The organism is Mycolicibacterium lacusdiani (assembly GCF_021916785.1).
Lineage (GTDB): Bacteria > Actinomycetota > Actinomycetes > Mycobacteriales > Mycobacteriaceae > Mycobacterium > Mycobacterium lacusdiani.
The window spans coordinates 276,017-291,687 of sequence record NZ_JAKCFC010000003.1; the positions used below are offsets into that span (position 1 = coordinate 276,017).

Annotated in this window: 13 protein-coding genes; 11 read left to right on the forward strand and 2 right to left on the reverse strand. The window is 64.2% G+C overall.

Translation table 11 applies throughout. The features are described from left to right. Window positions 1–417: 417 nt before the first annotated feature. From LOK44_RS11010 to LOK44_RS11030, 5 genes are all read left to right on the forward strand, one after another. Window positions 418–1,098, forward strand: coding sequence for a class I SAM-dependent methyltransferase (locus tag LOK44_RS11010; RefSeq protein ID WP_249783327.1), 681 nt, complete (start codon window positions 418–420; stop codon window positions 1,096–1,098). Window positions 1,099–1,459: 361 nt separating this feature from the next. Further along, complete coding sequence (locus LOK44_RS11015) at window positions 1,460–1,966, forward strand: class I SAM-dependent methyltransferase (protein WP_237570014.1); 507 nt, start codon at window positions 1,460–1,462, stop codon at window positions 1,964–1,966. 274 nt (window positions 1,967–2,240) lie between these two features. Further along, a complete protein-coding gene (locus LOK44_RS11020; protein ID WP_237570015.1) occupies window positions 2,241–2,792 on the forward strand; it encodes an FkbM family methyltransferase in 552 nt (183 codons plus the stop codon). 79 nt (window positions 2,793–2,871) lie between these two features. Then, window positions 2,872–3,699 carry an FkbM family methyltransferase gene (locus LOK44_RS11025; protein ID WP_237570016.1) on the forward strand — a complete coding sequence of 276 codons (828 nt, stop codon included), beginning with the start codon at window positions 2,872–2,874 and terminating at the stop codon, window positions 3,697–3,699. Window positions 3,700–3,774: 75 nt separating this feature from the next. Next, window positions 3,775–4,734, forward strand: a complete 960-nt coding sequence (locus tag LOK44_RS11030; RefSeq protein ID WP_237570017.1) for a glycosyltransferase family protein — start codon at window positions 3,775–3,777, stop codon at window positions 4,732–4,734. 107 nt (window positions 4,735–4,841) lie between these two features. Here LOK44_RS11030 and LOK44_RS11035 read toward each other — a convergent pair whose 3' ends face one another. Beyond that, the gene (locus LOK44_RS11035; protein ID WP_308192731.1) at window positions 4,842–6,269 is read right to left on the reverse strand and encodes a glycosyltransferase; all 1,428 of its coding nucleotides are present in this window, start codon (window positions 6,267–6,269) and stop codon (window positions 4,842–4,844) included. A gap of 500 nt (window positions 6,270–6,769) precedes the next feature. On the opposite strand from LOK44_RS11035, the gene LOK44_RS11040 reads away from it, so the two are divergent. Genes LOK44_RS11040 through LOK44_RS11065 form a run of 6 tightly spaced genes read left to right on the forward strand, consistent with a single transcriptional unit; the run spans window position 6,770 to window position 13,956 of the window. Beyond that, on the forward strand, window positions 6,770–9,091 hold the full coding sequence (locus LOK44_RS11040; protein ID WP_237570019.1) for a UDP-glucuronate decarboxylase: 2,322 nt from the start codon (window positions 6,770–6,772) through the stop codon (window positions 9,089–9,091). Window positions 9,092–9,121: 30 nt separating this feature from the next. Beyond that, entirely contained in the window at window positions 9,122–10,588 is a 1,467-nt protein-coding gene (locus LOK44_RS11045; protein ID WP_237570020.1) for a sugar transferase, read from the forward strand. A 45-nt stretch (window positions 10,589–10,633) separates the two neighbouring features. Then, window positions 10,634–11,155: an arsenate reductase/protein-tyrosine-phosphatase family protein gene (locus tag LOK44_RS30200; RefSeq protein ID WP_237570585.1), complete on the forward strand. Its 522-nt coding sequence runs from the start codon at window positions 10,634–10,636 to the stop codon at window positions 11,153–11,155. Window positions 11,156–11,188: 33 nt separating this feature from the next. Continuing rightward, window positions 11,189–12,058 (forward strand): glucose-1-phosphate thymidylyltransferase RfbA, encoded by an 870-nt coding sequence (rfbA, locus tag LOK44_RS11055; RefSeq protein WP_237570021.1) that lies wholly within the window; start codon window positions 11,189–11,191, stop codon window positions 12,056–12,058. Between the two features lie 21 nt (window positions 12,059–12,079). Next, window positions 12,080–12,979 carry an SDR family oxidoreductase gene (locus tag LOK44_RS11060; RefSeq protein ID WP_372481221.1) on the forward strand — a complete coding sequence of 300 codons (900 nt, stop codon included), beginning with the start codon at window positions 12,080–12,082 and terminating at the stop codon, window positions 12,977–12,979. 29 nt (window positions 12,980–13,008) lie between these two features. Then, window positions 13,009–13,956, forward strand: a complete 948-nt coding sequence (locus LOK44_RS11065) for an endonuclease/exonuclease/phosphatase family protein (protein ID WP_237570022.1) — start codon at window positions 13,009–13,011, stop codon at window positions 13,954–13,956. A gap of 6 nt (window positions 13,957–13,962) precedes the next feature. Here LOK44_RS11065 and LOK44_RS11070 read toward each other — a convergent pair whose 3' ends face one another. After that, window positions 13,963–15,648 carry a PE-PPE domain-containing protein gene (locus LOK44_RS11070; RefSeq protein ID WP_237570023.1) on the reverse strand — a complete coding sequence of 562 codons (1,686 nt, stop codon included), beginning with the start codon at window positions 15,646–15,648 and terminating at the stop codon, window positions 13,963–13,965. Between the last annotated feature and the right edge of the window lie 23 nt (window positions 15,649–15,671).

Here is a 15,671-nt window from a genome sequence, read left to right on the forward strand (position 1 = left end):
ACGTTCCGGTGACATTGGGTCGCACTGCTTCGTTCGCCAATCAGATGGATTGGTAACTTGATTCGCATGTCGGTGGGACGTTTCAAGCGCACACGGCGCTAGGGCATAGAGCTGTTCCGTCTCTATCGAAGTACCAGCCCCGCCGGTGCAGCACGGGGATATGATCGCCCCACGACCCGCCCAGCCGAGGGGAGCCCCGCGATGGGAATGAACGTGATCGCAACAGACTGCTGCCCCGCATGCGGCAGCGTGGGAATGAGCGTGCTGAGTTCCCCTCGTCCCCAGTTCGTAGAACGTTGCCCGTCATGTGGGTCCGCCTTCTATCACTCGGGGGCAGCCGGAGCAGTCAGTCACAACGACGCGTACAACGTCGATGCCAACTACCAGCGGTATCTCGAAACCTCCAACGAATCGTCCATGAGGCGTCGCTACGAAGAAACCCTGAGGCGACTCAGATCCAGGTTGCGTGACGTGGAACAACCGCATCTGTTCGACATCGGCGCCGGCGGCGGCGACTTCTTGGCGCTCGCACGGAGCAGGGGGTTCAGGATCGCGGGGAACGAGGTGTCGAGGCCTGCGATCGATGAGTGCCGAACTCGTCATGGCATTGACCTCGTCTTGAGCGACGATCTCCTCGCACTTGCCAGTGAGGCTCCCAAATACGACGCGGCGACCATGTGGTGCGTAATCGCCCACGTCGACGACCCCGATGAACTGTTGTCCGGCGCGCGGGCGCTGCTCCGTCCGGGAGGAATCCTCTTCCTCTCGACTCCCCGTTACTGCATCATCGACCGCGTTGCCCTGTTGCTCCGCCGCGCAACAGGCGATCGTTATCGACGACTCTTCGACCGCCGGATCAACCACTTCCACCGCCGTCAGTACACGCGCCGCGGTATGGAAGAACTCCTGAGACGGCATGACTTCGCACCAGAGTCCGTACGGCCCACTGTCGGGTATGGCCTTCACATGGCGGAGTACCTGCGATCGCTGGGGCTTCCCGAAGTGGTCGCCAGACCCATAGGCGCCACTCTTGACTTGGCAGTGCGAGCCGGTTTCCTGCCGCGCAACATACTAAGCGTCTACGCCCGAGCAGTGTGACGCTCGCCTTGCGCCCACCAGAGCCGAGTCGTATCGCGGCAAGACGAACACCACCACGCCGACCCTGGCCTCCAGAACGACTTCGCTAGATCCATTAGCCTCAACGCTTTTCCGCCGATGCCGACCAGGAAGTCGTATGCTCAAACTCGTGAAATCGGATGGACTCCCTGCGAGCGCTGCGACGGTGGGCCGACGACTGGACCGCTGGTTGTCGACACTCCCCGGCGCCCGGTCATTCGTCCGTTCCGGCGTGCAGATCGTGAATTCGCCATTCGCGAAGGCCCGACTGAACACAGTCTTGGCCAGTACGGAACGCCCCGTCTGGCTCGAGATCGGGGGCCACACACCACGTGAACGCTGGGTGGTCACCAACGTCAACGCCGTCACGCGGCTGTACCTCGACGCGACGAGGAGATGGCCACTCGAGGACGGGTCCGTGGAGTATCTGTACTCGGACAACGTGATAGAGCATCTGACGCTCGCAGCTGGCAGGGCCATGCTCAGGGAGGCTCGCAGGTGCATGATTCCTGGCGGTGCAATTCGGATCGTCACCCCTGATCTACGCACCCACGTCGACATGTATCTACACGGGGCAGAGTCACTGAGCAATGACGTCGCGGCGCACTACCGCGACATCGGACTCGACGTCGAACACCCGGTTGATCTCGTCCGAATACCGGTGGCGTCCTTCGGGCATCATGCGGGCTACATATACGACTTCGAGACCCTTGCAGCCGAGTTGAAGAACGCGGGCTTCCACGACCCCGTCCGCTGCGCACCCGGTCAGAGTGCTCATTCCGCGTTGAGCGGTCTTGAATTGCGCACTCATGAAGGTCCAGCACAGCTAGCCGTAGAAGCTTCGGCATAGTGTTGCCCATCGGCCCTTCCTGCCTGCGAGTCAGCGAGCCGGCGCCAGCCTCTTCGAGAAGAAGTACCGCGATGCACCGGGCTCGTGGCGACCGGCTTCGCAAGGTGCACAGCTTACGAGGGCTGGGTAGTGTAACGCCGTGAACGTCCTAAAGGCGAAGCGGATGGTTCGGAACACCCTGGGAGACAGTCGTGTTCGACGCATCAAGAGTATGCGTACGCGGATGTCGTCCAGGACCCACATCGGCCCGTGGCGACGACCTGGTCTCAGCGGTATGGACGTCGACCTGGCGAATGCCCTCGGATGGCCTCGGGGCGGAACCTTCATCGAACTCGGCGGCAACGACGGCTTACAAGCGTCAAATTCATACCTTCTCGAGCGGGAACTTGATTGGGACGGTGTACTCATCGAGGCGATTCCCGAACTCGCCGCCGAAGCGAGGAGGAACCGCCCGCGCACGACAGTCGTGTGTGCCGTGGTTTCGGCGTCCGAGCGATGCGACGTCGTAGGCATGGATGATCAAGACTTGACCAGCGTCGTGTCGCTCGACCCCAGCAGACTCATGGTGGCCACCACCACGCTGTCCACTGTCATAGATCGGGCCATGGATGGCCAACCGCCTGATCTGCTTTCCGTTGACGTCGAAGGACACGAGATGGCGGTTTTGGCTGGGCTGAATCTACAGAAGCATCGCCCGCGGTGGATCCTCATAGAAACGGCACATGTAGATGACGTCAGCCGAGCACTCAGTTGTTACGAACTCGTCGAACAGCTTTCCTACCACGACTATCTCTTCCGTCTCGTCGAGGACGAACCGGCCGCCTAGCGGCGAGTCCCGCCGGGTTCTGCGGTGGCCCCTTCGCGCCACCGGCTCAGCACTGCGTCGTGGCGCAACGAAGGCGAGGATGCTCGAGGAGAATCGAAGGACGGCCGCCACCGGCGACGTTCGCGAGACGGCGATTCGAAATCCACTGCCGATCGGCCTGAACGTGCGCCAGACGGGAACGAACATGACACGAACCATGCGCAAAGGGCTCAGCCTCCTCACGCGAACAGCTTTCGTCCGTGCGATCATCCAGCACCGAGTCGTCGCAGCCGTCGAACATCTCAAGCCGATTCGCTTCTGCGCAGCGAACACCTTGATCGATGCTGGAGCGAACAAGGGACAGTTCAGCTTGGCGTTCCGCACCATTCGGCCTCGGGCACACATCATTGCCTTCGAGCCACTGCCCGAAGCCGCGGGCACGTTTGAAGAGCTATTCGCGACGGACGACTTGACCCGTCTGGAGCGCACGGCGTTGGGGCCCAACGCGGGCTCCGCGAAGTTCTACGTTGCCGATCGGACCGACAGTTCCTCGTTGTTGGAACTGGGCGCCGCGCAGGAGCGAGCCTTCGGAGTGAGGCAGGCGACGACCATCGAAGTTCCGGTCGAGCGTCTCGACGAGTCAATCGACTTCACGCTTCTCGCGCATCCCATCATGTTGAAGGTGGACGTCCAAGGTGGCGAGCAGGGCGTCTTCGAAGGATGCGACACGCTGACGGAGATCGACTTCATCTACGTCGAACTGAGCTTCGTCGAGCTCTACCACGATCAGCCGCTCTTCTCCCAGGTCAACGGGTACCTCGAGCAACGTGGCTTCAGGATCATGGGCGTCTTCAACCAGGTCGTCACGGCCGAGTACGGGCCGACACAAGTGGACGTCCTATTCGAGAGAATTCCCGCGAAACCGTAGGGCACCGGGACGCGCGGCGGTCCCGTCCGCGAACAGTCGTGCAGAGAACACGTCGACGAGCCGAAAGGAGCGCCAATGGGCACTGATGACACATGCGGAACCGGCTCGCTCGATCTCGCGCCCGTGGCCGTATTCGCCTACAACCGACCAGATCGCCTGAAGGCGATGGTGGAGAGCCTTCGACTGTGTCACGGCTTCGAACGAAGTTCAATCACGATCTTCGTGGACGGCCCGGCTAACGAATCAGACCGATCGTCGGTCGATTCGGTACGTGCATACGTCGCGAAACTGCAATACCCGAACCTGGAGTACGTCTTCGCCGAGAAGAACAACGGCTTGCGTAGATCTGTCTTCGAAGGTGTCTCGGCCATGATCGAAAGACACGGTCGTGTCATCGTGTTAGAGGACGATCTCGTCCTATCCCCCATCGCGTTGGACTTCTTCAACGAAGCATTGGACTACTACGCGAACGACCGGCGGGTCTGGTCGGTTTCGGGCTACATCTCGGATGTGAAGCCGCTGCGAAACTACCCGCGTGCACTGATACTTCCCTATGCCCACAGCTGGGGGTGGGCGACGTGGGATCGAGCGTGGGAGTCGTTCGACCTCGATGCCCGTCCGCGCGACGAGAACATGAGGGCCGCCAGCTTCCGCCAAGCAATGGACATGAACGGCTTCTACCCGTTCCGGTTCACGCTCGCCCAATCCGCCGCCGGCCGAGTCGACAGTTGGTACGTCCATTGGCTCTACACGATCGTTCGGCACGGTGGCCGGTCGGTGTTCCCACCAAGACGTGTCGTAGACAATTACGGCATAAGCGGCGGCACACACGGTGGCCGCCTGAATCCGCACGAAAGACTAGTCGCACGACCACCTTTGCTCGAACGCGTTCCGAAACTCCAGCAGGCAGACGAAATCGACTACTTCGCAGTTGATCTCCTCAAGCGTTGCTGGGAGGCACGCGTTCAGCGGGTGATTCCCTTCGCAGGGGCACTGAAGCGTCCGGTGCGTGATTTCGTCAAAAGGATCAGGTGACCCGGTAAGGCCGCGTCATGTAGGTGACCACCCGTCTGCGAACGCAGTGATCGCGGCTGTCACACAGCCCAATGTCTCGCAGGCGACCTAGGACAGTCGTTTCTTCTTTAGCGCTCGACCCTCAAGCGCCGCAGACGAGAGGGACTCTGGGCGACGCTGCGACCACGCTCGGCCGCGACCTCACCGATGACACGCTCGAAAGCTGCCATCGCGACGTCCGGGCTCAACGTCCCCGTACGGTATCGGCGGCCAGCCTCGCCATACGCTGCAGCCCTCTTGGCGTCTCCCGACAAGGAGATTGCAGTATCGAGGAGCGTTGACGGGTCACCGGCAGCCACTACGACGCCGGCTCCGGCCTGTAGCACTTCACCCGCTGCGATACCGTCCAAGTCGGTAGCCGCGAGTATCGGTCGAGCGGCGTCGAAGTAGGAGGTGAGCTTGCTCGGTACGGCCATGGTGGACACCCCGGGCAACTCGTTGACGATCAGACAGTCGGCAGCCGACAGCGCGTACCTGTAGGCCTCCTTATCGAGAGGATCGACGAACTGGATGCGCTCGATCCCGTCGGCCAGCCGTTCGAGGCTCTCGCGCTCACCACCGTCCCCAACGAGGATGAACTTGATGGGCGCGCCCCTTTCATCCGCCAAACGCGCTGCTTGCACGACATTCTCGAGACCCTGCTTCGCACCCATGTTCCCTGTATGAACTGCGAGGAGACAATCAGCCGGCCAGCCGAGTGCGAGGCGCGCGTCTTGCTTGTCGATCACGGGTGCCGGTTCGAGATGAGTCCAGTTGCGGATGACCTCGACGCGAGCGGGGTTCAACTCGAATTCGCGGATGAAGTAGTCGCCGAACCGGGGGTGAATCGCGATGACTTTATCCGCTGCGCGAAGTACGAACTTCTCGACCGCCCTGGTGACTGCCGTCGACCATGCGCCTCCCTCCTTGGTCTCGACCATGCCTAGCGTGTAGATGTCCTGAATCCACACGACCAGACCTGGCCGCCTCGGTGTCATTCGAATTCGTGCCGTCGCCATCGCGGTTGCGAACAGCGCGGGAGAGACCGCGACCACGACGGAGTCGGCTTCGAATCTGCAGAACAGTAGCCTGGCGCCCAAGCTCACTTCCGACAGCAGTCTGCGCAGCCCGCGTGGAGGCCGTGGCACGTAATGCCTCAACCGACGTACCGCGACACCATCGATGGACTCCTCGCTGCGCCAACCACCGTATCCATCGCGGATCTTCCATTCTGGATAAAACGGGTGCGCAACGTAAGCCGTCACGCCATGGGCTCGGGCGCGCAAGCCAGCCGCCAACCCCCCGGCGTAAGGCGCAACACCGGTCGCATCTGGGGGGTAGTGCAAGCTCAGGATCGACACGCGATGACCGGGCATGGCGTGACAGTACAACCAACGCTCTGTCCGGGATTGGTGAACGACCGCAATTTCGGCGCTAAAAAGGCTCTGCGACAACGGGCTTCCCGCTCTGTGCTGGTGCACGTCTCGATATCGCCCGCGGACCGCCCTCCAGCGCATGAAGCCTCGGGACGAATCTCCGGTGACATGTCAAGGCAGCACACGTGAGGTACCACGGGCAGATTCCCTCGCGCGTTGGAGTTTGCTGTACCGACCGCACCGGGCCGTTTATTCACGCAGACGCTAAATATTGTCGGCTATCGGTAAATTGCTGTTTCTCCTGCGGTTTTACAACATACCGAAGGTACCGAAGTCGCGTGTTATGGCAGGTCGACGCCGTTTTGACGAGAAAGACAATTCCGGTTGCTGGCCACTTCTGTCGGTGCTAGCCTCGGGCCACTGGGGCGTGAGCCGAATCACTGAGGTTCCACGCAGTGACTTGGAAACGGGGGGGTCTCAGGTGGTATTCGGGCGAGCGGGCACGACATGACCGTCACCGGAGACCTCGATCCGCTAACCACTGCGGGCTACGAGCACCAACGAAGCCGCTCGTAGGTATCAGGCCGAGCGACGATGCCACCACTAAAGGTGGCTGCGAGCGCTGAATCATAAGGGGAGACATGCGAAAACGTGCGGTACTGACCGGTGGCGCGGGGTTTGTCGGCTCGCATCTCGCCGAACGCCTGCTCGCTCAAGGCATCGACGTGGTGTGTCTCGACAACTTCGTGACCGGCAACGCAGACAACGTCGCCCACCTTCAGGGGCACGATGGATTCCGTCTGATGAAAGTCGATGTCAGCGATTACATTTCGATACCCGGCTCCGTTGACTACGTTCTACACTTCGCGTCGCCAGCGTCACCGGTCGACTATGCCGAGCTGCCGATTCAGACGTTGAAGGCCGGATCGCTCGGAACGCTGCACACCCTTGGCCTCGCGAAGGACAAGGGCGCTCGCTACCTGCTGGCGTCCACCTCGGAGACGTACGGCGACCCGCTGGTCCATCCGCAGCCTGAAAACTACTGGGGCAACGTCAATCCGGTGGGGCCACGAGCCTGCTACGACGAAGCGAAGCGATTCGCCGAGGCGCTCACGGTGTCGTACCGCAAGATGCACGGGGTCAACACCGCCATCATGCGGATATTCAATACCTATGGTCCGAGGATGCGTCCGAACGATGGTCGCGCCATCCCGAACTTCGTTACGCAGGCGCTGTCCGGCGCCCCGATGACCGTCCAGGGCGACGGCAGTCAGACGCGATCACTCTGCCACGTCGAAGACCTCGTCGACGGGGCACTGCGACTGCTGTTCTCCGATCTCGCCGGGCCGGTGAACATCGGCAACCCGCACGAGATGACGATCCTCGAACTGGCGAAGCTCATCCGTGAACTCACGGGCTCCGCGAGCCCGCTCGAGTTCGTCGACCGTCCCACCGATGATCCCTCGCAGCGCCAGCCCGACATCACTCTGGCGCGCAGCGAACTGCACTGGGAGCCCGAGGTCGACGTCGTCACGGGCCTCACGAAGACCATCGCCTGGTTCCGAGATCGGGCCGGCGACGATCAGCCCACCTACTCCCCTGCGGCACTCGGTTCGGGCAGCGTCACCCAGCGCCGCCACAAAGTGGCGGTGATCGGCACCGGCTACGTCGGGGCCGTCACGTCGACCTGTCTGGCCTTCCTCGGCCACGACGTGTGCGGCCTGGACAGCGACTCCGTGCGTGCGGGGCAGCTGAATAACGGACAGGCGCCGTTCGTAGAGCCGGGGCTGCCCGAGATTCTGAAGGCGACGTTGTCGTCGGGCCGGCTGTCCTTCACCGATGACCCGGCCGAAGCCCTATCTGATGCGGAGTTCGTGTTCCTCTGCGTGGGAACCCCTCCCGGTCCCGACGGGTCACCCGATCTGGCGCAGCTCGAGAGTGCGATCCAGTCGTTGGCGCCGTACCTGCACCCCGGCGTGATCATCGTGAACAAGTCCACCGTTCCCGTGGGATCCGGGAACTGGACGCGCACGATCCTCGAGGACGCCCTCGATGGGAACCGCGAACTCTCCTTCCACGTGGTCTCCAATCCGGAGTTTCTTCGCGAGGGCTGCGCCCTCGACGACTTCCTGTACCCCGATCGCATCGTGCTGGGCGGGGCGACGGAGGACGTCAGTCGGGTGGCTGAGCTCTACCAGCCGGTGCTCGATCAGTCGTTCGAGGCCGGCCGGCGAGAGATCCATCCGGCCCTGATCACCACGGAACTGGCATCGGCGGAGATGATCAAGTACGCAGCCAATGCCTTCCTCGCCACCAAGATCAGCTTCGCAAACGAGATGGCACAGATGTGCGAGCTGTTCGGCGCTGACGTGCGTCAGGTGCTGCCTGCGATTGGAGCCGACCACCGCGTCGGAAATGCCTTCCTCAGCCCCGGTGTCGGATGGGGCGGTTCGTGCTTCGGCAAGGACGTCGCAGCCCTCATCTCGTCGAGCAAGGAGTACGGCTACACGCCATCGATGCTGCAGGCGACCGTGGGCATCAACACCGCGCAGCGTGAGAGTGCCGTCCGCAAACTGCAGCGCGAACTGCACATGCTGAAGGGCCGTCGAATTGCACTGCTGGGCTTGACGTTCAAACCCGGCACCGACGATCTGCGTGACGCCCCCGCCCTCGACATCGCCCGGAGACTGCTCGCCGTCGGCGCTGTCGTGTCCGCGTTCGACCCGGTGGTGAAGTCGTTGCCGGACGAGTTCGCGGCGATCCGACTGACGCGCGACGTCTACGAGGCGGCCGACCGAGTGGACGCCGTCGTGGTGACGACGGAGTGGCCGGAGTTCCGCGCCATCGACCCCGACAGTCTGCGTCGCGCCATGCGCGGCGATCTCGTCGTGGACGGGCGTAATTGCCTGCCAGAACACAGTTTCGTCGGATCGGGCCTACGGCTGGTCGGATTCGGCTGGTGACAACGCAATTCGATAGTCCTCGGGGGCCGCATGACCATTGAGCTACCACCAAAACACCCGCAGACGTCGTTTGCGAACAACCGCTTCTCGTCGACGGCACACGCGCCGAACCGCGATACCCAGCAGGCCCAACACGTTGGCCTTCAGCATCGCTACTCACTGCAGGCCGCCGACGTCGTCACCGTGACCGCGTCGGCGTGCCTGGGTGCAATCGCCCTTAGCCACATCAGCGCGGTGCGTGCCGGCAACCTCGGCGTCCGAGAGGTGGTGCTCGCGTCCATCGCGATGGCGGTCGCGCTGCACGTCCATGGGCTGTACAGGCGCCCCGCGGCACGGCTGCGGCCGAGCGAGTGGTGGCGACCCGCAGTCATCGCGCGATGCCTGCCGACCGCAGCGCTACTCGCCCTTGCCGCTGACGCCTTCGTCCTCGGCGGCGGGCGCTCGATGACGCTCACGGCAGCGGTCGCCATGACGCTGCCGGCCAGTGTCCTGGTTCCCTTCGGACGTCGACTGGTCGTCAGGATGTTCGACCCGGCCGTGAGCCGAATCCTAGTGATCGGAACGGGTCCCATCTCCGAGCGCTTGACGTCCCGGCTGCAACGATGCCCGGACACGCTGGTCGTCGGACACGTCGACGACAATGCCGCACCGGGCACTCCCCTGCTCGGCGGTCTGGCGGACCTGCAGGCGGTGTGTGCGGCGTACCAGATCGACCGCGTGATCGTCGGGTTCCCGAACACCAGCGACGCCATCGTCCTCGAGGCGCTTCGCCAACTGCAGGGCCAGGTACCGGTATCGGAGATCCCGCGCTACTTCGAGTTGCACAACTGGCGCAGCGAAGCAGAGGAGCTTCAGGGTCTGACCCTGATGCACCTGCCGACGGCGTCGCTCGGACCGCGGGCGCGGATCATGAAGCGGCTCATCGACATGACACTCGCGACGTGCGCGCTCATCGCAGCGTGTCCCGTCCTGCTCGTCATCGCAGCCGCCATCAAACTCGACAGCCCCGGGCCGGTGTTCTTCCGGCAGGAGCGGATTGGCCGCGGCGGCAGGCCGTTCAGCATCTTCAAGTTCCGCTCGATGACGGCCGATGCGTGGCAGCAGCGCAACACGGTGGCTCAGCTCAACGAGGTGGACGGTCCGCTGTTCAAGATGGCCAACGATCCACGGGTCACCCGGGTGGGGGCCTTCATCCGCAAGACGAGTCTCGACGAACTCCCTCAACTCATCAACGTCGTCAGGGGCGAGATGTCCCTGGTCGGCCCGCGGCCTCTGCCTGCCGAGGAATCCGACCGCATCGACGGTGCCGGGCTGGCGCGCCTGGACGTCAAACCGGGCATCACCGGACTCTGGCAGGTCTGCGGCCGCAGCGACCTGACCTATGCCGATCTGCAACACCTCGACTCCGTCTACGTCCGGTCATGGTCGCTGATGTGGGATGTCCGGATCATCGCCAAGACACCGCACGTCGTGTTCGCACGCAAGGGCGCTTACTGATCGCACCGATCCCGATATCCTGGCTACCTAGCCAAGGGGGATCTCCTGCACGTTCTATTCGTCTGCACTGGAAACATTTGTCGCTCACCGACAGCCGAGCGACTCGCCCTTGCCTACGGTGAGCGGTTGGGGATCACGGATCTGCGAACCTCGAGCGCGGGAACCCGTGCAGTGCTTGGCCATCCGATCCACGACGAGGCAGCACGCGTGTTGTCGAGACTCGGCGGAGACACGTCGAACTTCGCCGCACGGCAACTGACCACACGATTAGCCGGCGAAGCCGACCTCATCCTCACCATGACCAGGGCGCACCGCGACTCTGTGCTCGAACTCGCGCCACGTCAGCTCAAGAGGACCTTCACCATGAGTGAAGCCGCTACGCTCGTGTCCCAGCACGGTGCCCGCGACGTCGACGACCTCGCGGCGCTTCGACCGCAGCTCTCCCCCGGCGACCGCACCGACATCGCCGATCCGATCGGCCGAGACAGCGACGTCTTCGCCACCGTCGGCGCTCGGATCGCCGAACTCCTGGCGCCGATACTCGAAATCTGCAAACGCGGGCCTTGAGCGTTTCCCACCGACCTATGCCACGATGACTCCGTGCGGGGGATCATCTTGGCCGGGGGTTCGGGGACTCGACTGCATCCAATCACGCTGGGAACGTCGAAGCAGATGATCCCGGTCTATGACAAGCCGATGATCTACTACCCGTTGTCCACGCTGATGCTCGCCGGCATCCGGGACATCCTGGTGATCACCACACCGCACGACGCTGCGGGCTTCGAGCGGCTGCTCGGCGACGGGTCTCGATTCGGAATCTCCATCACCTTCGCGACGCAGTCCTCTCCGGACGGGCTCGCGCAGGCGTTCACCATCGGTTCCGACTTCATCGGATCGGAGAAGGTTGCGCTCGTCCTGGGCGACAACCTCCTCTACGGACCGGGGCTGGGCACGCAACTCAAGCGCTTCACCGACGTCGACGGCGGGGCGATCTTCGCCTACTGGGTTGCCGAACCGTCGGCCTACGGCGTGGTCGACTTCGACGCGAGTGGTCTGGTGACCTCGATCGAGGAAAAGCCCAAGAGCCCCAGAAGCAACTACGCGGTGCCGGGTCTCTACTTCTACGACAACGACGTGATCGCGATTGCTCGCGACTTGGCGCCCAGCGCCAGGGGTGAATACGAAATCACCGACGTCAACCGTGAGTATCTGCGGCAAGGCCGACTCGGAGTCGAGGTGCTGCCGCGCGGGACCGCATGGTTGGACACCGGCACGTTCGACCAGATGACCGATGCCGCCGACTTCGTCCGCACCATGGAGCGGCGAACCGGACTCAAGATCGGCGTACCCGAGGAGATCGGCTGGCGGCAGGGCTTTCTGACCGACGACGAGCTGCGTGCGCGTGCTGCGGACTCGCCGAAGTCCGGCTACGGCGCGTATCTCCTGGAGCTGTTGGAAAGGGGCCGGTGAGCGTGCGGCTAGTGACCGACGGTGGCCGGTGATTTCGCACGCAAAACCCTCGTCGTCGGTGCGGGAGGGCAACTCGGCCGGGCGCTGCGCGTGGCCCATGCAGGTGCGGCACACGTCGAGTTCGCAGAGCGCGCCGACATCGACCTGACGTCCGCCTCACTCGTCGACGCCCGCCGCTGGAGTGACTACGACACCATCGTCAACGCCGCGGCCTACACCGCCGTCGACGCGGCGGAGACACCGGAAGGCCGCGCGGCGGCCTGGGCAGTCAACGTCGCGGGCGCCACCGCTCTGGCACGCATCGCCACCGCGCACGGCATCACGTTGATCCACGTCTCGAGCGACTACGTGTTCGACGGCACCGCCACGCGGGCCTACACCGAGGACGACCCCGTCGCGCCGCTGAGCGTGTACGGGCAGACCAAGGCAGCCGCCGACTACGTGGTCGCAACCGTCCCCCGCCACTACGTCGTGCGTACGTCCTGGGTCATCGGCGATGGTCGGAACTTCGTCTCGACCATGCTGTCGCTGGCGGAGCGCGGCATCGACCCCGCCGTCGTCGACGACCAACGGGGCCGGCTCACCTTCACCGCCGACTTGGCCCGCGCCATCGGGTACCTCGCCGAGAGTTCCGCGCCGTACGGCGTCTACAACGTGACCGGAGCGGGTGCGACGACGACCTGGGCCGACGTCGCGCGCTCCACCTTCGCGCTCGCCGGCCACGACCCCAGCCGTGTCACCGGCGTCAGCACGCGGGACTACTTCGCGAAGGCCTCCGGCCCCGTCGCCCCGCGGCCGGGTAACAGCGAATTGGACCTGGCCAAGATCACCGCGGTGGGTTTCACTCCTGCGAATGCCGATGCGGCACTGTCGGATTACGTCAAACGGTACATCGAGGACCGCGCATCCTCGGGCGGCTAGGCATGGGGCGTCGCGGGACCGCGAGGCGAATGATCGCCACCGTCGTCGGCGTGCTGTCGATGATCATCGCCTGCGCTGCGCTGGCCATCCGATACGCACCCCTGCCCACCCAGCCGCTGGTGTTCGCTTCGGTCGCGGCACCGTTCCTCGCCATCGCGGCGCCAGTGGCACTGGTCGCGTCGTCGCTCGCTCGGGGTTGGGCGCTCACCGCAGTGGCGGCCGTCCTGACCGTCATCACGATCGCGGTGCAGGTGCCGCTCTACGTATCGGACCCACCCCCCGAGTCGGCGGTCGCCGTCCGCGTGATGACCATCAACATGCTCTACGGGCGCGCCGACGCGGCGTCGATCGTCGCGACCGCGAGCCGAGAAGCCGACGTCCTGATGGTCCAGGAACTCACCCCGGAAGCACTTCGTCGACTGAAGAGGGCGGGCGTCGACCGCGTGTTCCCGCACCACGCGATCGAGCCTCGCCCCATGGCCGCAGGGGCAGGCATCTACAGCAGGTACCCGATCTCGGGTTCCGCTCCGGTCCTCGGGTTGCAGCGCGCCATGGTCACGACACGTCTCGAAATCGACGGTGTGCGAATCGATCCCATCGTCGCTGCCGTCCACCTCGACTCACCGTGGCCACGCCCGATCGAGGGATGGCATCGCGACTTCGACGCCATTCCCGGCGTTCTGGCCACGCTCTCGGCGCAGGCAGGCGATGGCTCGGTCATCATTGCGGGCGACTTCAACGCGACGGTCGACATGCGTCCGTTTCGCCGCCTGCTGACCGGTGGCTACCGCGACGCGTCGGAGCAGGCGGGCGCCGGGCGGCAGTTCACCTTCCCGAGCAATCGGCGTTTCCCACCACTAATGGGCCTCGACCACGTAATCACCCGAAACGCCACTGGCATCTCGACCGCGACGATCACCATTCCGGGCACCGACCACCGGGCGTTGGTGGCCACCGTGCTGGTTCCTCGCGATTGACGCCGCTCAGGCGGCCTTCTTCTCCTCCGAGCCGGCGGTGCTGCCGTCGTCGCCGTCCTTGGCGTCATCCGACTTCTTCGGCTCGGACTTCTGCGGCTCGGACTGTTCGCTCGCATCCTTCTCGTCGTCCTTGGCGACCGTCGACGTGTCCTTGACGTCGTCGTCCTTCGTGCCGGCTTCCTCGTCGTCTCTGGTGTCATCGTCTTTGGTGCCGGCGGACTCGTCAGCCGTCGCGTCGTCCTCGACCGCCTCTTGGGCCGGCGTCTGATCGTCGCCCTTCGTCTCGGACTGCTCGACCGGATCCGCTTCGACGACTGGCTCGGCCGCCGGTTCTGCACTGCCCACCGAAGGAGTCGGCGTGCTTTCGGCGGGTGCCTCCGGTGTCGACTTCCTCGCGGAGGACAGTTCCGTGACGGACGCTTCGGCCGTCCCCTCGGCCACCTCTGGTTCCTCGACGCCTTGCGGCGCGATCGACCGCGCGGCCAACGTGGATGCCGTGTCCGTGAGCGGCGTAGGCGTGGCGATGGTCGGGCCACCGTTGATGGCGTCCTGGATGCCTTGGATCACCGCGGCGAACAACTTCACGCCGACCGCGCCCCAGTTCTGGAACGGGTTGAACGGCAGGATCGACAGTGGCGTCGGGGTGCCGGGGTTGCCCGACCAGTCGTACCCCAGGTCGGCGAGCACCTTGTACGCCGGAGAGATCAGGTCGACGATCGGCTTGACCAGTGGCTTCAACGCACCCGGCGTCAGCGACATCACCAGGTTCATGATCGGCAACGACGTCGCGGGGATCATGATGTATTCGTTGCCTGCGCTGTCGAGACGGCAGTTCACTCCCACGTTGCACTCGAGGTGAGGCGCCAACGTCGCCGGCGTATAGCCGTACGGCAGCGTGTCGGTGGGGCCATTGCCGTTGGGCGACAGGTATTCACCGTGCACGTTGTCGAATGCGGCAATGGCATTGAGCATCGCGAACGGGTTTCCCCAGTAGCGCGGCGCGTAGACCACCGGGTCGTATTCGAAGCCGAAGGTCGTCGTCTTGATGTTGGGATCGACCGGCATCGGCGGCCCGAGGGTCAGATCCAGGATGGGGATGTACCGCAGGAACCCGAGCCGCTGCCACAGGCCGCCGTCGGGGTTCTCGATGCCCCCGATGGTGATGACGTCGAGTCGGGCCTTCTGCTCTTCGGTCAACCCGTATCCGTTGAGCGTCGTGGAGACCACGGCACCGCCCTGGGAGTAGCCGAAGACGACGATGTCGCGCACGCCAGGGGTTCCCGGGGTGGCGAACGCGGCGTCCAGACCGGTCGAGAGACCCAACACGCCCTTGTCGACGGAGACGTCCCACTTGTCGCAGCCGTCCGGGCCGGACCGGCACCAGGTCGGGAAGATCTTCAGTGGCCAGAACGAGGCCGGGTAGTCGATGCCGACCAACGTGGGGTCGGGGCTGCCCTCCGCGACCGTTCCGCAGTTCGCCTCGCTATTGCACGCGGTGCCCTGCATGTACCAGTCGCGGGCGTTCTCCAGGTAGTCCGAGACGGTGTTCCCGTTCGGGGTGCCCGTCCCCGGGACCAGGAGACCGATGGCGCCGAAGGCGAGCGCGGCGGAGAAGGCGGAGCCGATGGTGAGGGCGATCGAACCGAGCAACGCGATGAAGGCGAGAACGACCGCCTTGGCTGTCTGACGCATCCGTCAACGGTTACACCCGCACG